General features: G+C 75.3%; 18 protein-coding genes and 1 tRNA gene. 11 read left to right on the forward strand and 8 right to left on the reverse strand.

All coding sequences use genetic code 11. The annotated features are described in order from the left end of the window. On the reverse strand, window positions 1–696 hold the full coding sequence (locus BLS21_RS07850) for a DJ-1/PfpI family protein (RefSeq protein ID WP_091216050.1): 696 nt from the start codon (window positions 694–696) through the stop codon (window positions 1–3). Beyond that, entirely contained in the window at window positions 693–2,633 is a 1,941-nt protein-coding gene (locus BLS21_RS07855) for a multicopper oxidase domain-containing protein (protein ID WP_091216052.1), read from the reverse strand. Before BLS21_RS07855 ends, BLS21_RS07850 begins: the two co-directional genes overlap by 4 nt. A 168-nt stretch (window positions 2,634–2,801) precedes the next feature. On the opposite strand from BLS21_RS07855, the gene BLS21_RS07860 reads away from it, so the two are divergent. The 3 genes from BLS21_RS07860 to BLS21_RS07870 all read left to right on the forward strand — a co-directional run bounded on the left by BLS21_RS07860 (window position 2,802) and on the right by BLS21_RS07870 (window position 7,320). Next, window positions 2,802–6,023 carry an AfsR/SARP family transcriptional regulator gene (locus BLS21_RS07860; RefSeq protein ID WP_091216055.1) on the forward strand — a complete coding sequence of 1,074 codons (3,222 nt, stop codon included), beginning with the start codon at window positions 2,802–2,804 and terminating at the stop codon, window positions 6,021–6,023. A gap of 109 nt (window positions 6,024–6,132) precedes the next feature. Next, a complete protein-coding gene (locus BLS21_RS07865; protein WP_091216058.1) occupies window positions 6,133–6,591 on the forward strand; it encodes a hypothetical protein in 459 nt (152 codons plus the stop codon). Window positions 6,592–6,684: 93 nt separating this feature from the next. Then, window positions 6,685–7,320 (forward strand): DUF305 domain-containing protein, encoded by a 636-nt coding sequence (locus tag BLS21_RS07870; RefSeq protein WP_091216061.1) that lies wholly within the window; start codon window positions 6,685–6,687, stop codon window positions 7,318–7,320. A 139-nt stretch (window positions 7,321–7,459) separates the two neighbouring features. Here BLS21_RS07870 and BLS21_RS07875 read toward each other — a convergent pair whose 3' ends face one another. Continuing rightward, the gene (locus BLS21_RS07875) at window positions 7,460–8,632 is read right to left on the reverse strand and encodes a heparan-alpha-glucosaminide N-acetyltransferase domain-containing protein (protein WP_091216063.1); all 1,173 of its coding nucleotides are present in this window, start codon (window positions 8,630–8,632) and stop codon (window positions 7,460–7,462) included. Window positions 8,633–9,054: 422 nt separating this feature from the next. Beyond that, entirely contained in the window at window positions 9,055–9,444 is a 390-nt protein-coding gene (locus tag BLS21_RS07880; protein ID WP_091216066.1) for a hypothetical protein, read from the reverse strand. Between the two features lie 831 nt (window positions 9,445–10,275). Between BLS21_RS07880 and BLS21_RS07885 the strand changes: the two genes are divergently transcribed. From BLS21_RS07885 to BLS21_RS07900, 4 genes are all read left to right on the forward strand, one after another. Beyond that, window positions 10,276–11,625, forward strand: coding sequence for an MFS transporter (locus BLS21_RS07885; protein ID WP_091216069.1), 1,350 nt, complete (start codon window positions 10,276–10,278; stop codon window positions 11,623–11,625). 191 nt (window positions 11,626–11,816) lie between these two features. Next, on the forward strand, window positions 11,817–12,866 hold the full coding sequence (locus BLS21_RS07890) for an ABC transporter substrate-binding protein (protein ID WP_091216071.1): 1,050 nt from the start codon (window positions 11,817–11,819) through the stop codon (window positions 12,864–12,866). 41 nt (window positions 12,867–12,907) lie between these two features. Then, window positions 12,908–13,942 carry a FecCD family ABC transporter permease gene (locus BLS21_RS07895; protein WP_091216504.1) on the forward strand — a complete coding sequence of 345 codons (1,035 nt, stop codon included), beginning with the start codon at window positions 12,908–12,910 and terminating at the stop codon, window positions 13,940–13,942. After that, window positions 13,939–14,754, forward strand: a complete 816-nt coding sequence (locus BLS21_RS07900; RefSeq protein ID WP_091216074.1) for an ABC transporter ATP-binding protein — start codon at window positions 13,939–13,941, stop codon at window positions 14,752–14,754. Before BLS21_RS07895 ends, BLS21_RS07900 begins: the two co-directional genes overlap by 4 nt. A gap of 501 nt (window positions 14,755–15,255) precedes the next feature. On the opposite strand, the gene BLS21_RS07905 is transcribed toward BLS21_RS07900, so the two are convergent. Beyond that, window positions 15,256–15,331 (reverse strand) — tRNA-His (locus tag BLS21_RS07905). A 66-nt stretch (window positions 15,332–15,397) separates the two neighbouring features. Then, a complete protein-coding gene (gene orn / locus BLS21_RS07910; RefSeq protein WP_091216077.1) occupies window positions 15,398–16,075 on the reverse strand; it encodes an oligoribonuclease in 678 nt (225 codons plus the stop codon). A 169-nt stretch (window positions 16,076–16,244) separates the two neighbouring features. Here orn and BLS21_RS07915 point away from each other — a divergent pair, with 169 nt between their 5' ends. Beyond that, entirely contained in the window at window positions 16,245–17,456 is a 1,212-nt protein-coding gene (locus BLS21_RS07915; protein ID WP_091216079.1) for a hypothetical protein, read from the forward strand. Window positions 17,457–17,563: 107 nt separating this feature from the next. Then, window positions 17,564–19,390, forward strand: coding sequence for a hypothetical protein (locus tag BLS21_RS07920; protein WP_091216082.1), 1,827 nt, complete (start codon window positions 17,564–17,566; stop codon window positions 19,388–19,390). A gap of 103 nt (window positions 19,391–19,493) precedes the next feature. On the opposite strand, the gene BLS21_RS07925 is transcribed toward BLS21_RS07920, so the two are convergent. Then, the gene (locus BLS21_RS07925) at window positions 19,494–20,099 is read right to left on the reverse strand and encodes an SACE_7040 family transcriptional regulator (protein ID WP_091216085.1); all 606 of its coding nucleotides are present in this window, start codon (window positions 20,097–20,099) and stop codon (window positions 19,494–19,496) included. A gap of 57 nt (window positions 20,100–20,156) precedes the next feature. Between BLS21_RS07925 and BLS21_RS07930 the strand changes: the two genes are divergently transcribed. Beyond that, window positions 20,157–21,770, forward strand: coding sequence for a carboxyl transferase domain-containing protein (locus BLS21_RS07930; RefSeq protein ID WP_091216087.1), 1,614 nt, complete (start codon window positions 20,157–20,159; stop codon window positions 21,768–21,770). Between the two features lie 4 nt (window positions 21,771–21,774). On the opposite strand, the gene BLS21_RS07935 is transcribed toward BLS21_RS07930, so the two are convergent. Then, complete coding sequence (locus tag BLS21_RS07935; RefSeq protein WP_091216090.1) at window positions 21,775–22,299, reverse strand: ferritin; 525 nt, start codon at window positions 22,297–22,299, stop codon at window positions 21,775–21,777. A 98-nt stretch (window positions 22,300–22,397) separates the two neighbouring features. On the opposite strand from BLS21_RS07935, the gene BLS21_RS07940 reads away from it, so the two are divergent. Next, window positions 22,398–22,583, forward strand: coding sequence for a hypothetical protein (locus BLS21_RS07940; RefSeq protein ID WP_091216093.1), 186 nt, complete (start codon window positions 22,398–22,400; stop codon window positions 22,581–22,583). Window positions 22,584–22,601: the final 18 nt, after the last annotated feature.

Here is a 22,601-nt window from a genome sequence, read left to right on the forward strand (position 1 = left end):
TCACCTCCGATCTGCCGGGTGGTCGGTGTGGGTGGTGCGCCGCCCGGGCTGGCGCAGCAGCGCGGCCAGCTCGGGATCGCCGCGGTCCGGGCCGAGGGGGCCGAACGGCGGCTCGGGGTCGTACTCCATGAACAGCTGAGCGAGCTGTGCGGCCGAGCGGCTCTTGAGCCGGGCGAGGAGGGCCAACATCGCGTCGATCCCGGCCGCGCCGCCGGCGGCGGTGAGGAACCGGCCGTCCTCCACCCAGCGCTCCCGCGCCCAGGTGACGCCGGACTCCTCCAGCTGCTCGGCGTGGGCCCAGTGGGCCGCGGCCCGGCGGCCGGTGAGCAGGCCGGCGGCGGCGAGGATCAGGGCGCCGTTGCCGGTGGCGCCGACCAGCCGCGCGGTCGCCGCGGCGGAGCGGACGTAGCCGACCAGCGCCTCGTCGGCCATCGCCGCCTGGGTGGCCGGACCACTGCCGGGCACGATCAGCGCGAACGGCGCCGGCACGTCGGCGAAGGTCGCGGTCGGGACGACCTGCAGCGCGGTGTCGGTGGGCAGGGGGTCGGTGCGTGCGCCGACGACCACGGTCCGGTAGGCGGTGCCGGTCAGGTTGCGCAGCACGGTGAGCGGGCCGACCAGGTCCAGCGGCGTCACGCCCCGGTACACCGGGAAGGCGAGCAGCTGGGGCTCCCGGCGCCGGGGGCGGGCAGTCATGACGTCGCTCCGGGGGCCACGGTGAAGGTGAACGCCATCCCGCTGTGGTGGTGCTCGCCGATGTGGCAGTGGGCGGCCCAGGTGCCGGGGTTCGTGACGTCCAGGAGCAGGTCGACGGTCTGCCCGGTGCGGATGAGCACGGTGTCCTTCCACACCAGGTTGTGCTCGGGCACGCCGTCGCGGGCCAGCACGAGGAAGCGACCGGCCCCGTGGATGTGGAGGGGGTGGTGCATGGGGTGGTCGGAGGCCATGTCGTTGACCACCCGGATCTTCACCCGGTCCCCGACGGTGAACCGCCAGTCCGGCGCACGGTCCTGCCCGGAGGTCCGGTCCAGCAGCCGCCAACGCAGGTTCGCGGAGGTCGTCCGACGGTTCATCTCGACCATCTCGTCCTCCCACTCGACACCGTCGGCGGTCGCCGAGCCGTGGTGGTGACTCGCATCGCGGGACATCGCCGGGGACACCTCCCCGTGGCCCATCGCGTGCCCGGCCTCGTGGCCCGTCGCGTGCTCGGCGTGGTGGTCCGTGTCCTGGCCTGCCGCGGGGCCGGCCGGTCCGGTGGCGAGCCGCGTCGTGCCGCACGTGGGGCAGTGACCGGGCGCATCGCTGACCACCTCGGGGTGCGTGGGGCCGGCGAAGACCGTGGCGCCGTCGACGGCGGGCGCGGTCGGGTCCGTCTCGGCGACGATGGCGAGGACCTCGTCCGGCGGCGCGGCCAGCCACGACTCCAGTTGCCGGCGTTCGGCGGCCAGCCCCGGGTCGGTGCGCAACACCCTGAACGCGTCGGTCAGCGGCGGGTCGGCGGGCTCGTCGGTGACGGCGATCTCCGCCAGGCGGTAGGTCCGCGCCGGGGTGCGGTGCTCCACGGCGTACTGGCCGGGCCGGTCGAACAGCACATCGACCACGGCCCGCTCGGCGGGGGCCAGGACCACGTCCTCGACGAACTCCTCGCGCTCCATCCGGCCGCTGTCCCCGCCGACCAGCTTCACCCGCGCGCCGGGCACGGACACCCGGAAGGTGCGGCTGTTGGCGGTGTTCACCAGCCACGCCCGCACGACCTCGCCCGTGTGGGCGGTGACCTGCGGGTCGGTCTGGCCGCCGACCAGCATCACGTTGCCGTAGCGGCCCATCGCCGCGTAGTTGGTCTCGGTGCGGCTGAACGGAGCCAGCGCGCCGTCCTCCAGCAGCACGTCGTCGAGGGTGACGACGAGGTCGCGGTGCGCCGGCGGCCAGTAGTCCGGCTCGGCCGGATCGACCAGGATGGTGCCGTAGAGGCCCATCTCCTGGGTCAGGTCCTCACGCGTGTGGTCGTGGATCCAGTAGAGGCCGGGGTCGGGGAACTGCACGTGGTAGGTGAACCGGCCGCCGGGCGGGATGGGCTGCTGGGTCACCCCGGGCACCCCGTCCTGGGTGTTGTCCAGCCGGAGACCGTGCCAGTGCACCGTCGTGTCGATGTCGGTGTCGTTGCTGACGTGCACGACGACTGCCGAGCCCTGCCGCACCCGCAGGGTGGGGCCGGGGATCGAGCCGTTGTAGGCCAGCATCCGCACCGTGGTGTCCCCGATCTGCTTGGCGACCGGGGCCACGCGCAGCCGCAGCGTCTCGCCGTCGGCCAGGTCGAGGAGCTGCGGCCGGGTGGCCGGGGGCAGGTCGGTGGTGTCGGTGGAGGAGAAGGTGTCCACGGGACGTCCTCCTGGTCGGGTGGTGTCGGGCAGGGGGGCGCCGTCGGCAGCCGGGGCGGAGTGGTCCTCGACGGCGTAGCCGGTGGCGGTGACGGCCGCGCTGATGGCGGCGGGATCGACCGGGCCGGTCACCTGCACGGTCCGGGTGGCCAGGTCGGCGCGGAGGGTCTGCACGCCGGGGACGTCGCTGATCGAGGCGCTGATGGCCCGGACGTCCGTCCGCGCGGTCATCGCCGGCACGTGCATCGTGATCATGGCGTCTCCCAGGGGTGGGTCGCTGGTCCCACCGTGGCCGGGTGCGCTGTCCGTCCGCTGTCGGTGCGCTGACCGTGCTGTCCCGTCGGTCGACTCGTTGTCCCGGCCTCGCGGGAGGGTCAGAATCGGCGCCTCGGCCACACGGACCCGGTCGGGGAGGGGCGGCGCATGGAGATCCGCGTCCTCGGGCCGGTCGAGCTGGTCGTTGACGGGCAGGTTCGGCCCCTGCCCGGCGCGGGGGAGCGGGAGCTGCTGGCGCTGCTGGCGCTGTCCGCCGGGCGGGTGGTCGCCGTCCCGGCCCTGGTCGACGCCCTGTGGGGCGAGACGTTGCCGGCCAACCCCGCCAATGCGCTGCAGGTGCGGGTGTCCAAGCTGCGCCGCGCGCTGACCGCCGCCGGCGCGCCGGCCGAGCTGGTGGTCACCCGCCCGCCTGGCTACCTGCTCGACGTCGACCGCGACCGCGTCGACGCCCTGTCCTTCACCGACCGGCTGACCGCCGCCCGCGCCGCCGCCGATCCGGTCGCCGCGGTCGAGCGGTACCGGGAGACGCTGGCGCTGTGGCGCGGCCCCGCGCTGGCCGAGTTCGCCGGTGCGGCGTGGGCCGGGCCGGAGGCCGCCCGGCTGACGGAGCTGCTGCTGGCCGCCCGGGAGGAGCTGATCGACCTCGAGCTCGCCGCCGGCCGGCACACTGCGGTCCTCGGTGACCTGGAGGAGCTCACCGCAGCGCATCCGCTGCGCGAGCGGCTGCACGCCCGCCTCATGCTCGCCCTCTACCGGGCCGGCCGGCAGGCAGACGCGCTCACCGCCTACCGGCGCGCCCGGACCGTGCTCGACGCCGAGCTGGGTCTGGAACCCAGCGCCGAGCTGCGTGAGCTGCAGGAGGCCATCCTGCAGCAACGGCCGGACCTGGCGGCCCCGGCCGTGACCTCCCCCGCCCCGGGGACGACCGCCCCGCAGCGCGCCCCGCTTCGCCTGCCGGCGCGGCTGACCTCGTTCCTCGGCCGCGAGACCGACCTGCGGCGGGTGGTCGACCTGCTGCTGACCGCCCGGCTGGTCACCGTCACCGGCCCGGGCGGCGTGGGGAAGACCAGCCTGGCGCTGGAGGCCGCTCGCGCCGCCGCGGACCGTCTCGGCGGCGTGGCGTTCGTCCGGCTGGCCGGGGTCACCGATCCCGAGCAGGTGCCCTCGGCCGTGCTCGCCGCGCTCGAGCTGCGTGACGCGGCGACGGCGACCGCCGAGGACCAACTGCTCGGCCATCTGCGCGACCGCGCCGTGCTGCTGGTCCTGGACAACTGCGAGCACCTCGCGGACGCCTCCGCGGTGCTGGCCGAGCGGTTGCTGGAGTCCTGCTCGCAGGTACGGCTGTTGGCCACCAGCCGCGAACCCCTGGCCGCCCGCGGTGAGGTGCAGTACGCCGTCGACCCGCTGCCGGTGCCCGCCGGCGAGCCAGGTGGGGACGTGGCGGCCAGCGCGGCGGTGCAGCTGTTCGTCGACCGGGCCCGCGCCGTCCTGCCCGGCTTCGCCGTTCGCGACCAGGCCGAGGCCGCCGCCGTCGCGGACATCTGCCGGCACCTGGACGGGATGCCGCTGGCTCTGGAGTTGGCCGCGGCGCGGGTGGCGGCGCTGCCGGTCGAGGAGCTCGCCCGGCGGATGGGTGACCGCTTCGCCCTGCTGACCACCGGCCCGCGGACCGCGGAGGCGCGGCAGCGGACCCTGCGGGCCACCGTCGACTGGAGCTTCCAGCTGCTCAGCGACGCCGAACGGGTGCTGCTGCGGCGGTTGTCGGTGTTCCGCGGCAGCTGGACCCTGGACGCGATGCAGGCCGTCGCCGCCAGCGAGTCGCTGCGACCGTCGGCGCTGGTGGACCTGCTCGGCCGGCTGGTCGACCGGTCCCTGGTCGTCGTCGACCGCGCCGGGGTCGACCCGGTCACCGGGCCGCGCTACCACCTGCTGGAGACCATCCGCCAGTACGCCGCCGAGCGCCTGGCCGAGTCCGGGGAAGCCGACCGGATCGCCCGGGCGCACGTCGACCACCTCACCGCCCTGGCCGAACGCGCCGAGGCCGACCTGCGCGGCGACGGGCAGGCCCGTTGGCTGCCGCGGCTGGCCGCCGAGCGCGACGATCTCGACGCCGCCCTGGCCTGGTGCACCGAGCACGCGACGGAACAGCCGGATGTCGGGCTGCGGCTCGTCGCACCGCTGGGCTGGTACTGGTACTTCGCCACGCGCCCCGACGGCGGCCCGCGGGTCGCCGCCATGCTGGACGCCGCCCCCGGCGGCTCACCGGCCGCGCGGGCGCGGGCGCTGCAGGCACTGGCGGTCGCCGCCCGGCCCGGCGCCTGCATCGTGCACCCCGACGCCGGCTGCGCCGCCGCCGCGGCGCAGAGCCGGGCGCTGTTCGCGGAGCTGGGGGACGACTTCCGCACCGCGCTGTCGGACACCCTGCTCGCCGTCGAGGGCATCAGCAGGGACGACCCGGCCGAGGCCTTCGCACTGCTCGAACGGGCCGACCGGCTGTTCACCCGGGCCGGCGACGCCTGGTGCGCGGCGCTGGCGGACTTCGTGCGCATGGAGCTGCACGCCGGCACCGGAGACCTGACCGCGGCCACCACCGTCGGGCACCGGGCACTGGTGGCCTTCCGCGCCCTGGGCGACCAGTGGGGTGTGTCGGCCATCCAGTTCCACCTCGGGATGACCCTGCACCGCGCAGGCCGGCTGGGGGAGGCCCTGGAGATGTACGAGGGAGCGCTGGCCAGCGTCCGCGGCGTCGGCCCCGCGAACACCGTCCAGTACGCCCTCGCCGGCGCGGGTCACGTCACCCTGCTGCTCGGTGATCGCGACCGGGCCGCGCGGCTGTTCGCCGACTCCCACGCCGTCGCCCGCCAGCTCGGCGCCGAGGCGAACCCGCGGGCCGCGGTCGGCGAGGGCCTGCTGGCCCGCGACCGCGGCGACCTGGCCGCCGCGCGCGAGCGGTTCACTGCGGCACAGCAGCTGCTGGCCGGGCTGACCGAACCGGAGTGGACCGCCGCCGCCCTCGTCGGCCTGGGGCACGTCGCCGAGGACGACGACGACCTCGACAGCGCCGCGTTCTCCCACCGCCGGGCGTGGCGGTCCGCGCCCGGGTACGCCGCGGCGCTGGAGGGCCTGGCCTGCGTGGCGAGCGCCCGCGGCGATGCCGCCGACGCGGCGCGGCTGCTGGGCGCAGCGGCCACCTGGCGGCAGCGGCGGCACCGGCCGGCCTCCCGCATCGAGCGGGCCGACGCCGAGCGCGCCGAGCGCCGCGCCCGAGCGGCCCTCGGCGACACCGGATTCCGGGCGGCGTACCGGGCCGGTGCGGCGAGGCCCGACGCCGTCCTCGACGAGTCCGACCGCGTGCCCGCGCGGCGCTGAGCCAGGACCAGCGCCTGCGCCGGTGTCCCGCTGTCTCGCCACGCGCGGGCACGTTGCGGAGCCCGGCCGGACCCGCAGCCGGCCACGAGCGGCTCGTAGCCTCGATGCCGTGGGGACGGCGGTGCGGGGCTGGGCGGCGGTGCTGTTGCTGGCCGCGGTCTTCCTCGGCCACGGGCTGCAGTGCGGCCCCGGATCCGGTGGGGCCGCGCACGCCGGCCACGGTGTGGACACCGCAGTGGCGGCCGCGGTCACCGCCGCCGACACCCACCTGACGCCGTCCGCGGTGGGCCACGGCGGCGGCGCTGCGGCGCCGATCGCTCACGACGACGCCGCGCGAGCCGCGACCGCGGGCAGCGCACCCGGGCACTGGCACGGCCTGCCCGGTCACCTGTGGGCCGTCTGCCTGGCGGTGCTCGCCACCGGCCTGGCAGTCCTGCTCTCCCTCGCCGCGCGCCGCCTGCTGCGGCAGGCGCCACCGGCCGCGCTGCCGGCCTGGCTGCGCGGGCTGCCCCGCCCCGCCCCGGCCCGGCCTCCGGACCTGTTCTCCCTCTGCGTCCTGCGGACCTAGGCCGACCGCTGCACCGTCCCGCCCCAGCCCAGCTGCCGCGGCGGCGGTCCGCGCACGCCCTCACCCAGCACTGACCGCAGGAGAACACCGACGATGAACCGCACCACACGCCTCAGCGGCCTGACCGGCACCCTGCTCGCCGGCACCCTCGCCCTCGCCGGCTGCTCCGGCGACCCCGGTCACGAGGGCATGTCCCAGGGCTCGTCGACCAGCGCCTCCGCGAGTGCGTCCGGCGACGCCGCGGCTCGGTACGACGACGACCCCGACGTCGCCTTCGCGCAGGGCATGCTGCCGCACCACCAGCAGGCCGTGGAGATGGCGCAGCTGGCCGCTGACCGGGCCGCCGACTCGCGGGTGGAGGACCTGGCCGCCCGCATCGAGGCCGCCCAGGCCCCCGAGATCCAGACGCTGTCCGGGTGGCTGGAGGCATGGGGGGCCGAGGCCACCGGATCCACCGGCACGGACCACGGGAGCACGGATCACGGCGACATGGGCGGGACGATGTCCGACGAGGACATGGATGCGCTGACCAACGCCTCCGGCGCCGAGTTCGACCGGATGTTCCTCGAGATGATGACCGCTCACCACTCCGGCGCAGTGCGGATGGCCGAGACCGAGATCGCCGACGGCGAGGACCCCGACGCGATCGCGATGGCCGAGGACATCCGCGACACGCAGAACGCCGAGATCGCCGAGATGCAGGAGCTGCTGGCCGAGTTCGGCGGCTGAACGCCGACCCGGCGGCGGGGCGTGCCTCGTGCCCGCCCCGCCGCCGGGGTCCCGGGGCGGTCCTCGGTGGTCGGGCGGATGGCCGACTCCGCCGGTGGCCTCGCCGTCCCCTGGGTCCGCGCGAGGGGAGCGGACGGAGCTACGACGACGGCCGCAGCTGGGGAGCCAGGTACCGCGCAGCCAGCGCCGCCGCCCTGCGCGAGGTGGTGGACAGCAGCCTCTCCAGCGGCCCCTGGCCGAGGGTCAGCCGCCACCCGGTGGAGAGCACGACCATCACGGCGATGGACGCCAGCCACGGGGCACCGCCCTCGACGTCCCAGCCGAGCACGGTGGGCACGACGACGTGGCCGGTGTAGGCGGTCAGCGCCATCGCGCCGACCGACACCAGCGGCAACGTGGCTGTCGGCAGTCGCTCGGCGAGCACCAGGCACGCGGTGATGGCGACCAGCGCGACACCGACCGAACCGACGATCTCGCAGGTCGTGCCGCTGTGCGGCGCCGCTCCACTGAGCCAGGCCAGGCTCCAGGTGCGGGCGTCGACGTCGCCGTCGACCCAGGCCTGCGTCGACGCCGCCTGCCCCCACCAGCGGGTGGTCGCCCAGCCGGCGCCGTAGCCGAGGACGGCCAGCGCCACGCCCGCGGTCAGCAGCCGTGCGCGCACCTGCGGCGATCCCAGGTCGGAGCGGCCCACGGCCATGCCGACCAGGATGAAGGTCCACCAGATCAGGGCCGGGTACGGGCCGTTGAGCACCAGCAGCACGACCGGGGACTCCTCGAGCCCCGCGGCCTGCGCCCGCACCGTCGACAGCAGCGCCGCCGGGGGCGTCAGGACCGCCAGCACGGCCGCCGCGAGCAGCAACCGGCGCGGCGACCAGCGCAGGAACGGCAGCGCGAGGACGAACAGCACCCCGTAGACGCCCAGGATCACGTCGATGTCGGTGCCGAGGGCCTCCAGCGCGACACCGATGCCGAAGACCCACGCCGCCCGCACGAGGACCCGGGTCCGGGCGCGGACCAGGTCCTCACCGGCCGGGGCGACGGTCCGGCCGGTCAGCAGTGCCAGCGACACCCCGGCGAGCACCGCGAAGAGGACCGAGGACCGGCCGTGGACCGCTCCCAGCCAGCTCGACGGCGAGGCGACCACGTCGGCGGGCACCCCGCCGACGTGCGCGCCGAGCATGCCGAACACCGCCAGGGCCCGCGCCACGTCCAACCCGGTCACGCGGCCGGGCCGCTGGGCGCGTCGTGCCTCGGGAGCCCGGCCCGGGGGCGGCGCGGCGGTCGCGACGTCGGGCGGGCAGAGCAGGAGCATCGGGTGTTCCTCCGGTCAGGTCGAGGTGGCGGGCGGGTCGGGTGCCGCGTCCGGGGACGCGCGCTCCGGTCGCCCGGCATTCCTCGCAGCAGGAGGCCGTCGGGGGGCGGGTTCGTGCACCGCTTCACCGACTTCTTGCCGCTCCCGGCCGATTCCTTGCCGCTCCCTGTCCGCCTCCTCACCTCGGACCCGAGGTGGCGCGCTGCGGGGTCAGCCCGACGGGTCGGCGATCCCCGTCGCCAGCCCCGGTCCGCCTCCCGGCGAGGGGCCACACCGGGTGATCCCGATCCTCGGCTCACCCGGAGAAGAGGAGAGGCCCTGGTCAGTCGCCTGGCCAGGGCCTCTCCCGGTGGGGTGGGTGACCGGGCTCGAACCCGCGAGTGCGGCCGGTCCCGGGCCTGGTGGCCCGGCGAATGCGCGGGCTACGGGCCGTTCCGGACGTCCTGAGCGGTCCTGAGCGGTCTCCAGCGGTCTCCAGCGGACGGTTGCCCCCCGATCTGCCCCCCCAGACCTCCCAGGTCCGCGCGGACGCCGACGGGGGCCGGAGTGCGGGCCGCGCTCAGGCGCAGCAGCGAGGTCGGGACGACGCTGAGCGCGCCGGCCAGAGCCTCACCCAGGCCGAGGCCGCCGCCCACCCAGGAGGCGCCGCCCCAGGTGTCCGGTCCCGTCGCGGCGGCCAGGACGATCGCGGCGGCGAGCGCGGCGATGCGGGCAGCGGCGAACGCCCCGATGGGGATGGCCAGCACCGCCTTCAGCCCCGACACGTACCTCTGCACCGACCCCAGCCGCGTGAAGCCGGCCTGGGCTGCCATCCGGGCGAAGACCGGGTTCGTCCCGCAGGAACGTGGTCGTCGACGTGGCCGACAGGCCGATCAGCAGGAAGTACGCCATCAGACCGGCCGCCCAGACGGTCAGCGGACGGCGGGTGCGGTGTACGGCCAGGCCGGGCAGGGACCGCAGCAGCCCGCTGCGGGAGGTCCGCCGATCCGGCCCGGCGAGCCGTGAACGCCCGGTGCTGACGCCGCCATGGTGATCCACGCCGCCAGGTGGCCACCGCCACAGCCGGCGAGGCCACGGTGTTGAGCAGTCCGACCACCCGGGGAGGCGAGGAACCCGCCGGCCGCCTGCACGGTGGCGAGCAGCTCGAACACCTGATCCCCGCAGCCATACCGGAGTCAGGGCTGCGACCGCGCGCCGTTGAGCCGGGCGCGACCTGTTGCGGACGGTTTGCGATAGTGCGGGTCGAGTGCAGCGCTCTCTCCCCGGTCACATCACCCGCTGCACCGGGTGGGTCTCCCGCGTGCGGCATCGACTCGCGACGCCGACCGAGAGGACACCTGCATGGTCATCCGCGCCGCCGACGGCCGGCGGTCGGGCGCCGTGCCCGCCGAGCCGGGCGGCCCGTGCCTGGACGCGGGCGCGGCCCCTGAGTGCTCTCGGCGCGGCGATGCGGGGCAGCATGCGGCGCGGCAGGACCCGACTGCCCGACCGGCCTCGCACGGTTCGGCGCATCCGGCAGAGCGCTCCGGCAGGCGGCGGCATCCGATGGCCCTCACCCCGGTGCTCACCCGCCGTCCGCGGCTGCTGGTCACCGAGGAGTCGGCCTCGGCCCTGACGACCGCCGCCACGCGGCTGGTGCTGTCGTGAGCTGGGCGCCGCTGGTGCTGTTCCGCAAGCTCCCGCTCGTCCCGCGACTGCTGCTGCTCTCCCAGCTGGCCTTCAACGTCGGCTTCTACCTGGTGGTGCCCTTCCTCGCCGTCCACCTCACCGAGGACCTCGCCCTCGCCGGCGGCGTCGTGGGCTTGGTGCTGGGCGTGCGGACCTTCAGCCAGCAGGGGCTGTTCTTCCTCGGCGGCGGGCTCGCCGACCGCTTCGGTGTCAAGCCGATGGTGCTGCTCGGGTGTTGCATCCGGATCACCGGCTTCCTCGTGCTCGCCGCGGCGACCGCCCTGCCCGGTGTTCTGCTCGGGGCGGTGCTCGTCGGCTTCGCCGCCGCGCTGTTCTCACCCGCGGTGGAGTCGGCGCTCGCCGACCAGGGGCGGCAGCTGGAGGCGGCCGGGGTGGCCACCCGCGCGGAGGTCTTCGGCCTCGACGCCATCGCCGGCAAGCTCGGCTCGGTGACCGGCCCCGTCCTGGGTGCGGTGCTGCTGGCCGTGCCCTTCGCCCTGACCTGCGTCGTCGCCGCCGGGGTCTTCGCCGTCGTCCTGGCCGCGCACGCCCGGTACCTGCCGCGCGACCTGCGCACCGAGGGCAGTGGCGAGGAACCGGTGCTGGCCGGCTGGCGGCAGGTGCTGCGCAACCGCACCTTCCTGGCCTTCACGGCCTGCTACTGCACCTACCTGCTCAGCTACAACCAGCTCTACCTCGCCCTGCCCGTCGAGCTCACCCGGGCCACCGGCAGCCAGCAGGCGCTGGGCTGGTTGTTCGTGCTCGCTGCGGTGCTGGTCCTGCTCCTCCAGATGCGGGTGACCGGCAGGGCCCGCCGAGCCGGGGCGCGGCGGGCCCTGCCGGTCGGCTTCCTGCTCATGGCGGCGTCCTTCCTGCTCGTCGCGGTCTGCGCGCCGCTCGAGCCGCCGCCCGGGCCGTGGGCGCTGGCCCCGGCCGTCGGGATGGTGGTGCTGCTGTGCGCCGGCCAGATGGTCGCCGTCCCCGTGGCGCAGGACCTCGTGCCCCGGCTGGCCGGTGAGCGCCGGCTGGGGGCCCACTTCGGCTTCCTGGCCTCCGCCGGCGGCATGGCCGTCCTCGTGGGCAGCACCGGCGTCGGCGCACTGCTCGACCGCGCGCACGCACCGCACCCCGGAGCCGCAGTGCCCTGGGTCGTCCTCGCCGTTTTCCCGGCAGCGTCGGCGGCCGGGCTGTGGCTGCTCGCCCGGCGCGTCGACCGGCACCGGGGATCGGAGCAGGTCGCGCCCGTCCCGGCTGGCCCGCCCGGCGCCGGGACGCGCGCAACGGCACTGTCCACCGGCCAGGCACCCGGCCCCACGGGCCCCTGAGGCCTCGTGGCGGGCGCCTGCCGCGACCCGGGATCGTCGGCCCGGGCCGGGGGCGGGACACGTCGCCGTGTGGTCGTCGGTTAGGTTAGGCAACGCTCATCTCGGGCCTCCGGTGCTCGGTGTGTCCTCCGGGATGCGGTCCGTCCGGTCGGCGCCGCGCAGCCGGACCAGTGACAGGGGAACCAACCAGGATGAGAACGTCCATCCGTCGGGTCGGCCTGGCCGCCACCGCCGTCATCTCCGCGTGCACCCTGACCGCGTGCGGCGCCTCCGAGCCGGTGGCGCAGGAGGCCGCGGCCGGCGGGGGTGAGGGCGTCACCGAGTACCCGCTCGTGGTGGACAGCTGCGGCCAGGAGCTGACCTTCGACGCCGTTCCGGAGCGGGTGGTCTCCCTCGATCAGGGGTCGACGGAGATCCTGCTGTCCCTCGGCCTCGGCGACCGGGTCGTGGGCACCGCCTCCTGGACCGACCCGGTTCTGCCCGAGCTGGCCGAGGCCAACGAGTCCGTGCCGCGGCTGGCGGACAACGCGCCCAGCTACGAGGCCGTGCTGGGCGCGGACCCCGACCTCGTCACCGCGTCCTTCGGCCGGCACTTCACCACCGGCGGCGTGGCCGAGCGCGCCCGCTTCGACGAGACCGGGATCGCCTCCTACCTCTCGCCGACCGACTGCGAGAACGGCGTGAGCATCAACGGCGGCGGCACGCGCACCGTGCCCCTGACGGTCGACCCGCTGTACCAGGAGATCCGCGAGCTCGCCGCGATCTTCGACGTCCCCTCGCGGGGCGAGGCGCTCATCGCGAAGATGCAGGAGCGCTCCGACGCCGCGACCGCCCGGATCGAGCGGAGCGACGTCACGATGGCGTTCTGGTTCGCCGACACGAAGAGCCCGTACGTGGCGGGCGGCCTCGGTTCGGCGAACCTGCTCGCCAGCACGGTGGGGGCGCGCAACGTGTTCGCGGACCTCGACGAGGACTGGTCGGCGGTCGGCTGGGAGTCCGTGGTCGAGCGGGACCCCGAGGTGCTCGTCCTCGGCGACCTGCTGCGCGACCGGTTCCCCGGTGACCTGCTGGAGGACAAGAAGGCGTTCCTGGCGTCCGATCCGCTCACCAGCACGCTGCAGGCGGTGCGCGGCCAGCAGTACATCGCGCTGCACGGGGCGGAGATGAACCCGTCGATCCGCTTCGTCGACGGGTTGGAGAAGATCGCGGCCGGCCTGGAGCAGCTGCAGGGGGCGTCCTGAACACTGGGCCCGCCGTCGCCGTGACGGCCGGGGCCGAGGGCGTGTCCTCGGCCCCGCGCCGTCGCAGGCTCCTGGGTCTGCTGCTCGTCACCGCGGGGGTCGCCGCGGTCGGGCTCTCGGTCGCGGCCGCGATCACGCTCGGGCCGGCGGACGTCTCGCTGGTGAACGTGCGCGACGTGCTGCTCAACCACCTCGGGCTGGCCGACATCCCGGTCCGTGCGGTGGAGGACGCCATCGTGTGGGAGGAGCGGCTGCCCCGGGCCCTCACGGCGGCCGCGATCGGTGTCGGCCTGGGGATCTGCGGTGCGGTGCTGCAGTCCCTCCTGCTCAACCCGCTGGCCGACCCCTTCGTGCTGGGGATCTCCTCGGGTGCGTCCACCGGCGCCGTGGTGATCGGCGTGTTCGGTCTCGGAGGGTCCGCGCTGGGTCTGTCCGGAGGTGCCTTCGTCGGAGCGATCCTCGCGTTCGGCCTCGTGATCCTGCTGGCCCGCCTGTCGGGGGGAGGCACCGATCGGGTCATCCTCGCCGGCGTGGCCGGCACGCAGCTGTTCTCCGCGCTGACCTCCTTCGCGATCTTCGCGTTCGCCGACTCCGACGAGACCCGCGGCGTGATGTTCTGGCTGCTGGGCTCGCTGGAGGGCGTCCGCTGGGACGACGTCGTCCTGTGCGCCGTGGTCGTGCTGGTGGGCACCGCGCTGTGCTTCGGCTACGCCCACGCGCTCGACGCCTTCTCCTTCGGCGACGAGGTCGCCGCCTCCCTCGGCATCGCGGTGGGCCGGGTGCGGATGCTGCTGCTCGTGCTGACCGCGGTCATCACCGCGACCCTGGTGAGCGTCGCCGGCGCCGTCGGCTTCGTCGGGTTGGTGCTCCCGCACGCCGCGCGGTTCCTCGTCGGTCCCCGGCACGCCCGCCTCGTCCCGGCCACCGCGCTCATCGGCGCGGTGTTCATGGTGTGGGTCGACGCCGTGTCGCGGGTCGCCTTCCAGCCGACCCCGCTCCCGGTCGGCGTGGGGACGGCGCTGGTGGGCGTGCCGGCCTTCGTGCTGATCCTGCTGCGGAAGAGGCGGGTGCCGTGACCCTCGAGGCGCGGCAGGTGGTGTGGCACCGCGGCGGGGCGCTGGTCGTCGACGCGGTGACCCTGCGCCCGACCCCGGGCGCCACGATCGGCCTGCTGGGCCCGAACGGCTCGGGGAAGTCCTCGCTGCTGCGGCTGCTGGGGGGCACCGGCAAGCCCGACTCCGGCGTGGTCACCCTCGACGGCGCCGAGCTCGGCGACCTGTCCCGGCGCGACGTGGCCCGCGCCGTCGCGGTCGTCAGCCAGCACGCCCACACCGACACCGACATCCGCGTCCGGGACGTCGTGCGGCTGGGCCGGATCCCCCACCGCGGGTTCCTCGGCGCGACCGGGACCCGTGACGAGGTCGCCGTCGCCGCAGCCCTCGAGCACACCGGACTCACCGACAAGGCCGACCGGCTCTGGCACACCCTCTCCGGCGGTGAGCGCCAGCGCGCCCACATCGCCCGGGCGCTCGCGCAGGAGCCCCGCGAGCTGCTGCTGGACGAGCCCACCAACCACCTCGACATCCGCCACCAGCTGGAACTGCTCTCACTGGTCACCCGGCTTCCCGTCACCAGCGTCGTCGCCCTGCACGACCTGAACCTCGCGGCCATGTTCTGCGACGAGGTCGTCGTCCTGGACCGGGGGAGAGCGGTGGCCGGTGGATCGCCGGGGGAGGTGCTCACCGCTGAGCTCATCGCCAGGGTGTACGGCGTCCGGGCACGAGTGCGTGCCGATGAGCGGGGGCGGCTCACCGTGCTGTTCGAACCCGGCCCCGTCGACGTGCCGGTCGGGCTGACGCCGGACGGCCCGCCCCCGGCCGCGACCTAGGCACGCGACCGCCCGCCGCGGATCTGCACCCCGTCCGGGTCCTCACCCATCGGCTCGTGGGCCCGCCCTCCCCGGGCGGGACGACGTGATCCCGCCGCCGCGGCGGGTCGAGGAGTGCGGCGATCGCCGCCGAGTCGGTCCCGGTCGGCACGCCGGGTTCGGCGGCGGTGATGACCGGCTCGTCGAGGTCCTCGCCATGTCCAGTGCCGCCGACGGTGGCGTCGGGGCGGGCCGCGACCGCGTCCGTCCGCCCGCCGTACTGCCGCGGGCACTCGCCGATCAGCTGTCGCAGCAGGGATCGCGGGACACGGGGATGTGCTGCAAGCGGTCGGTCGGAAGGATCGGCCGCACGGTGCGCAGCCGGATCCGCTGGGCAGTCGCGCCCCTCGCTGCCCCCAGATCGCCCCCCAGCCGAGGGAGCAGCGGGGGCCCGACTGCTCCCGCGGACGGCGCCGGAACGAGTGGAGGCCCTGGTCAGGGAACTGACCAGGGCCTCCCTCGTGGGGTGAGTGACGGGGCTCGAACCCGCGACACCCAGGATCACAACCTGGTGCTCTACCAGCTGAGCTACACCCACCACGTCTCCCGGACGGCCGCTCGTCAGCGGGTCGCCCGGGAACGGGCACCACGATACCGGAGACCCTCAGGCGTCCGACGCGGCCGGGGGTGCCTGCCCGGGCGCGCCGGCGTCCTCGGCCGCGAACAGCTCGGCGAAGGACGCCGTGACCTCGGCGGCGGCCGCCTGCGCCTGGGACGTCGAGGGGCCCGGGACGTCGACGAACAGCGTCTGCCGGTAGTAGGCGAGCTCGCGCACCGACTCGATGATGTCGGCCAGCGCGCGGTGGGCCAGACCCTTCTGCGGCTGGGCGAAGTACACCCGCGGGAACCAGCGGCGGGCCAGCTCCTTGACCGAGGAGACGTCGATCATCCGGTAGTGCAGGTGGTCGTCGAGCTGGGGCATGTCCCGGGCGAGGAAGCCGCGGTCGGTGCCGATCGAGTTGCCGCACAGCGGCGCCGTCCGCCGCTCGGGCACGAACCGCTTCACGTAGGCCAGCAGCTGCTGCTCGGCCTCGGCGACGGTGAGCGTGGAGGCCCGCACCGCCTCGGTGAGGCCGGACTTGGCGTGCATCTCGGTGACGACGTCGACCATGCCCTCCAGCGCGGTGTCGTCGGCGGAGATCACCAGGTCCAGGCCCGGGTCGAGGACGTTGAGCTCGGAGTCGGTGACCAGCACCGCGACCTCGATCAGCTTGTCCCGGGTGAGGTCCAGCCCGGTCATCTCGCAGTCGATCCAGACCAGGTGTCCCGCGCTGTCCGCCACGGGTTCCGACCCTACGTGCCACCCGTCCCGGTCGCCCGCACGCCCGGCCCCCACCGCACCCGCCACTCCGAGGCCGCTCGGGAGCCGGGAACGGGCCGTGCGCCTCGCTAGGCTCCGGCGCGACGGCCTCGAGCCCAGCGCGACGGCCTCGAGCCCAGGGAGACCCACCGTGCCCCACGCCGCCCCCGACGTCGACCGAGCGGCCCCGCCGGCCCCTGGCTCGGCGAGGACCGCCTTCCGCCACCCGGTCGCGACGCTCCGGTGGCTGTGGCCGGCCTACGTCACGCCGGGCCGCCCCGGCCGGCCGACGACCCAGCAGGAGCTGCGCTGGATCTACACGGCCTGGCTGGGCGCCTTCCTGCTGAAGATGGTCGGCTCGTCGTGGGACGTCTCCTGGCACTTCAGGTGGCTGCGTGACGACCTCGCCCCGCCGCACCTGCTCAACTCCGCCGGCACCGTCGTGGTCGTCGCGCTGGTCCTCTTCTCCAGCTACACCGGCTACGGCGTCGACCGCCGCGCGCTGCGCCTGATGCAGGTGGGCACCGGGCTGTTCCTCGTGGCCGTCCCGGTCGACATCGTCAACCACCGGGTCAACGGGCTGGACATCACCAGCTGGAGCCCCAGCCACTCGCTGCTCTACCTCGGGACGGCGGTCATGCTGGCCGGCGCGCTGCGCGGCTGGTGGCTGTACGCCGCGCCCGACCGCGTGCGGGACGCCGTCGCGCTGGGGCTGTGGCTGTTCTTCGCGGAGAACGTGCTGTTCCCCAACCAGCACCAGGAGTACGGCGTCCTCTCGCTGCGCGCCTACGAGGCCGGGCGGACGACGGCCGAGCCGCAGCTGCTGGACTTCGCCGTCGCCCAGGCGCAGAGCCCGACGTCGTTCATGCTCCCGGTCCCGGCCTGGGTGCACCCGGCGTGGCTGTTGTGTGCCGGGCTGCTCACCCTCGTCGTCGCCCGTCGGGTCACCGGGCTGCGCTGGGCCGCCACGACGATCGCGGCCGGCTATCTGGCCTACCGCGCGGTCGTGTGGCTGGGCCTGGTGGCGATCGGCTTCCCGCCCTCGGTGCTGCCGCTGGCACTGCTCGCCGGCGCGGTCGCCGTCGACCTCGCCGTCACCCGTCGGGTGCCCGGCGGGCTGGCCGGTCCGCTGGTCGCCGTGGTCACCTACGGTGCGGGTGCGGCCCTGGACGTCGTCGGGCTCCTCCCGCCGTGGGACTGGCGGCCGGAGGTGGTCCTGGCCACCGCCCTGGCGGCCACCCTCCTGTGGACGCTGCTCGACGCGGTCGCCCGGAGCCGGTCGCTGGCCGCCTGGTGCGCGCCCCTCGAGGAGCACGGAGAGCCACCCGTCGTCCCGGTGCCGGGCGGCGCGCCGACCCGCTGAGCGTCCCGGACCGGCCCGTCACATGCCGTAGCGTCGGAGGCAGCCCCTCCCGGTGACCGCGCCGCGATGCCGCCCACCGCCCCTGCCCCCCGCCCCGGAGGACCGACGTGCTGGCCCTGACCCCCCGGCCGCTGCAGACGGCGGGGGAGCGTGCGCTCTTCGCCGAACTGGCCCGCTGGGACACGGGCGGCGCGGTCCGGGGTGCGGTCGTCGCCTCCCTGCCGGTCCTCGACGGGCCGGTGGGCCGCCGGATCTCCGACGCGGTGCTCTTCGTGCCGGAGGGCCTGGCCGTGGTCCGCATCGCCGAGGTGGCCCGGCAGCGCGGCGTGGTCACCGCGCTGCCCGAGGGGGCGTGGACCGTCGGCCCCGAGCCCGGCCGCCCGGGCGAGGTGCTGCAGCTCTCCGGCGGCGGGTCCACCCCGCTGGACGGGCTGATGCGCGCCGGCATGGACACCGCAGTGCGGCTGCGCCGCGCCGGCCTGGAGCCCGGCCGGATCGCCCGGCTGACCGTGCTGGTCGGCGACCTCTCCGGCCTGGTGCCCGCCGACGGCGACCTCGGCGAGGGCGACCAGGTCGCGCTGCTCGAGCCCCGCTCGCTGCTGCTGGGCATCGCCCGCTCGGCCCGCTACACCGGCGTCGCCAACCCGCGCCTGTGGACGACGGCCGACGTGCGCGCCGCCCTGGAGGCCCTCGAGCTCGACGGCCGGGTGCCCACCACCCAGGAGCTCAACGGCGAGGGCTTCCCGTACTCGCCCTACGTCCTGCGGACGCCCGAGCTGCTCGCCCCGGCCGCGATGGCCGCGGCGGTGGCGGGGGCGGAGGCCGGGGGAGCGGCCCCGGTGCCGGTGGCGCACCACCCCGCGCCGCACGCCGCCGCGCCCGAGCCGATGCGTCCGCTGGTCGACCCGGCGGCCGCCGCGGCCGTGGCCGCCGCCGCCATCCGCGCCGACGAGGAGGCCGCCCGCGCCGCAGCCCCTGCCTACGCACGCGCCCAGGACCTCGCCGTCGCTCCGGTGGCCCCGCCGTCGACCGCGGCACCGGACCTGGCCGCACCGTCGGCTCCCGTCGTCCGGGACACCCTGGTCGGGCCCACCGTCGGCGTCCGCGAGGAGGACACCGGCGGCCTCGGCGGGCTGTTCGCCGACGCCGAGCCCAGAACCGCTCAGCCGGTCGCCGCCGAGCCGGTCGCTGCCCCACCCGCCGCGCCGCCGGTCCCGGTGGAGCCCCCGGCCCGGCCGCCGGTCGCCTCCGGTACCCGCCCGGCCGGCGTCCCCCTCGTGGGACCGCGCCGGCGGCAGCGCTCACCGCGGCGGACCGCGCTGCTCGTCGCGGCCGCGCTGCTGCTCGTCGTCCTCCTCGGCGTGGGCGTCACCGCGGTCCTCGGCGGGGACGAGGCGGCGAACGCCGGTGCGTCGCCGTCCACCGCCGCGCAGGGCGGAGCGCTCGGCGAGGTCGCCGGCGGGCCGCAGCCCGGGCAGATCGAGACGGTCGACGGCCGTACCTTCGTCGCCCAGCGGGTGCAGACCGATCCCACCTGCGTCGGCAACGCCTACGGCACGGTGGCCGACTTCTTCGCCGCCACCGACTGCGCGGGCCTGGCGCGGGCGCTGTACTCCACCGACGTCGGCGGCCGGCCGGTCGTCGTCTCGGTCTCGGTGGCCGACATGGGGGAGGAGAGCGGCGCCCTGGCGCTGCGCGCGCTGACCGACCGGAACGGCAGCGGCAACGTCAGCGACCTGCTGCGCGAGGGCGTCCGCTACCCGGGGGGTCCCGCGCAGCTGTCCGGGGCCGAGTACGCCAGCGCCGTCTCGGGCAGCAGCGTGACGATCGTGGAGACCGCCTGGGCCGGACCCGGGTCGACGGGGTCGACCGCCGACCTCGACGTCGTCGCCTCGACCGCGCTGGTGCTGCCCATGCCCCAGTCCACCCCGTGACCGGCGGTCGCCCCCCCGGGACGATCAGCTGAGCTGACCCTCCCGGCTCCTGGCCCACGCCCAGTGGTGAGCCAGGACCCCGGACGATCAGCTCACCTGATCATCAGGGGACGTTCCAGGCGGTCGCGGCGGCCTCGGCCATCGCGGCGAGCAGCGCGGCCGTCCGGCGGCGCGGCAGCCGGCCGGCGCTGTGCGGGGTCGAGTTGACCAGCCCGAAGACGGCGTGCGCCCGGGCCCGGTTGGTCGCGGCGTCCGACGTCGGGTGCACCCGGCCCAGGACGTCGACCCACACCTCGACGTAGCGGCGCTGCAGCCGGCGCACCTGCGCGGCGTCGTCGTCGGCCAGCGAGCCGAGGTCGCGGTCGTGCACGGTGATCAGCGCGGGGTTGTCCAGCGCGAAGTCGACCTGGAAGGCGATCAGCGTGCGCAGCTGCGCCATCGGGTCGTCGCCGGCGGCGGCCACCCGTGCGGTGCCGCCCTCGAGCAGCCGCTCGCTGATCCGCAGCAGCATCTCGGCGAGCATCGCGTCCTTGCTGGCGAAGTGCCGGTAGATCGCCGGGCCGGTCACGCCGACCGCCGCGCCCACGTCGTCCACCCCCACGGCCCGGGACCCGCGCTCGGCGAACAGCTGTGCGGCGGCCTGCAGGATCTGCTCGCGGCGCGACGGGCGGGTCGCGTCCGCGTGCAGCGCGGTGTTGGCGTCCGTCACGGCGGCGATGTTAACGGTCGTTGACCCCGTTCGTGAACCACCGTTAACATCCCGGCCGTGGACGCCCCCGTGCTGGCCGGCAGGCCGACGACCGACGGCGCGGCCGCCGCGCGCAACGCCGAGGCGCACGCCGCGCTCGTCGCCGACCTCGCCGAGCAGCTGCGCCGGGTGGCGCTCGGCGGCGGGGAACGGGCCCGGAAGCGGCACACCGCGCGGGGCAAGCTGCTGCCGCGCGAGCGGGTCGACGCCCTGCTCGACCCGGGCAGCCCGTTCCTGGAGCTCTCGCCGCTGGCCGCACACGGCATGTACGGCGGCGAGGCGCCGGCCGCCGGGATCATCACCGGCATCGGCCGGGTCGCCGGCCGGGAGGTCGTCGTCGTCGCCAACGACGCCACCGTCAAGGGCGGCACCTACTACCCGATGACGGTGAAGAAGCACCTGCGGGCGCAGGAGGTGGCGCTGCACAACCGGCTGCCCTGCGTCTACCTCGTCGACTCCGGCGGGGCCTTCCTGCCGATGCAGGACGAGGTCTTCCCCGACCGCGAGCACTTCGGCCGGATCTTCTACAACCAGGCCACCATGTCGGAGGCCGGCATCCCGCAGATCGCCGCCGTCCTCGGCTCCTGCACCGCCGGCGGGGCGTACGTGCCGGCGATGAGCGACGAGGCGGTCATCGTCCGCGAGCAGGGCACGATCTTCCTGGGCGGTCCACCGCTGGTGAGGGCCGCGACCGGTGAGGTGGTCACCGCCGAGGAGCTCGGCGGGGGAGACCTGCACAGCCGGGTCAGCGGGGTCACCGACCACCTGGCCGAGGACGACGCGCACGCCCTCCAGCTGGTGCGCCAGATCGTCGGCACCCTCGGCCCGCGCACCCCGCGGCCGTGGGACGTCGAGCCGGCCGAGGAGCCGCTGCACCCGCCGGAGTCGGTCTACGACGTGGTCCCGCCCGACCCGCGCACGCCCTACGACGTCCGCGAGGTCATCGCCCGGCTGGTCGACGGCAGCCGGTTCGCCGAGTTCAAGCCGCTCTACGGGCAGACGCTGGTCACCGGGTTCGCCCGGCTCCACGGCCACCCGGTCGGCGTCGTGGCCAACAACGGCGTGCTGTTCGGCGAGTCCGCGCTCAAGGGCGCGCACTTCATCGAGTTGTGCGACCGGCGCAGCACCCCGCTGCTGTTCCTGCAGAACATCTCCGGGTTCATGGTCGGCCGCGACTACGAGGCCGGGGGCATCGCCAAGCACGGCGCCAAGATGGTCACCGCCGTCGCCTGCGCGCGGGTGCCCAAGCTGACCGTCGTCATCGGCGGCTCGTTCGGGGCCGGCAACTACTCGATGTGCGGCCGGGCCTACTCGCCCCGCTTCCTGTTCACCTGGCCCAACTCCCGCATCTCGGTCATGGGCGGGGAGCAGGCGGCCTCGGTGCTCGCCCAGGTGCGCCGCGACGGGCTCGAGGCCCGCGGCGAGGAGTGGCCGGCCGAGGACGAGGAGGCGTTCAAGAAGCCGATCCGCGACCAGTACGAGACCCAGGGCCACCCCTACTACGCCACCGCCCGGCTGTGGGACGACGGCGTCATCGACCCCGCCCAGACCCGCACCGTGCTCGGCCTCGCGCTGTCCGCCTGCGCGAACGCCCCCTTGGAGGAGGTTGGCTATGGCGTCTTCCGGATGTAGCCGCTCACGCCCCCGCGACCGGTGGCGCCGTGGGGTCGGCGGCCTCGGCCTTGACCTCGCGCAGGACGTAGTCCTCGATCGTCTCGAGGTCGTGGGTGGAGCGCTTCACGACGGTGAGCAGGTCGCTCATCTTGCTGACCTCCTCGATCTGCTCCTTGATGAACCACTGCATGAACTGGTCGGAGGCGAAGTCGTTCTCCCGCCGGGCGACGCCGATCAGCGCGTTGATCTGCTCGGTGACGCGCTTCTCCTGCTCCAGGGCCAGGGCGACGGGGGCGACGACGTCGGCGAACTCGCTGACCGGGGCGGGGATGCCGGGGATGCGGACCGGCGCGTCGGAGTCGAGCAGGTACTTGACCATCATCATGGCGTGCTCGCGCTCCTCGAGCGCCTGGTCGAAGAAGAGCTGCGCCGTCCTCGGCATGGTCAGCTCGTCGAAGTAGACGGCGCACGCCACGTACTGCTGGTGCGCGGCGAACTCGTTGCCGATCTGCGTGTTCAGCAGCTCGACGAAGGCGGGGGCGGCCATCGGGTCTCCCGGACGTGTGCGGTGGCGGTCACCGCACGCTATCCGGTGACACGCCGGTGCCGGTGGACCACTGGGGAAGGCGAGGCTAACCTCACCGCGTGGGGAAGTCCGCGCGCATGCCGAAGAAGAAGTGCTGCCAGGACAAGCCGCGCTGCAAGCGGTGCCCCCTGCGGGCTCTCGCCGAGGGGACGCTCCCGCCGGGCTACACGGTCAAGAAGCGCCGCCTGGTCAAGCTGGACAAGGCCGACAAGGTCCTCGCCAAGAGCACCCGCAAGGCGGCCTGACCACACCCCCGGCGGGGG

It is taken from the genome of Geodermatophilus siccatus (assembly GCF_900103785.1).
GTDB lineage: Bacteria > Actinomycetota > Actinomycetes > Mycobacteriales > Geodermatophilaceae > Geodermatophilus > Geodermatophilus siccatus.

Excerpts from the sequence above, each read along its gene's own strand:
- BLS21_RS07855 (WP_091216052.1), bottom strand. The coding sequence starts at position 2,633 with ATGATCACGATGCACGTGCCGGCGATGACCGCGCGGACGGACGTCCGG.
- BLS21_RS07870 (WP_091216061.1), top strand. The coding sequence starts at position 6,685 with ATGAACCGCACCACACGCCTCAGCGGCCTGACCGGCACCCTGCTCGCC.
- BLS21_RS07875 (WP_091216063.1), bottom strand. The coding sequence starts at position 8,632 with ATGCTCCTGCTCTGCCCGCCCGACGTCGCGACCGCCGCGCCGCCCCCG.
- BLS21_RS07880 (WP_091216066.1), bottom strand. The coding sequence starts at position 9,444 with ATGGCAGCCCAGGCCGGCTTCACGCGGCTGGGGTCGGTGCAGAGGTAC.
- BLS21_RS07850 (WP_091216050.1), bottom strand. The coding sequence starts at position 696 with ATGACTGCCCGCCCCCGGCGCCGGGAGCCCCAGCTGCTCGCCTTCCCG.
- BLS21_RS07860 (WP_091216055.1), top strand. The coding sequence starts at position 2,802 with ATGGAGATCCGCGTCCTCGGGCCGGTCGAGCTGGTCGTTGACGGGCAG.
- BLS21_RS07935 (WP_091216090.1), bottom strand. The coding sequence starts at position 22,299 with ATGGCCGCCCCCGCCTTCGTCGAGCTGCTGAACACGCAGATCGGCAAC.
- BLS21_RS07890 (WP_091216071.1), top strand. The coding sequence starts at position 11,817 with ATGAGAACGTCCATCCGTCGGGTCGGCCTGGCCGCCACCGCCGTCATC.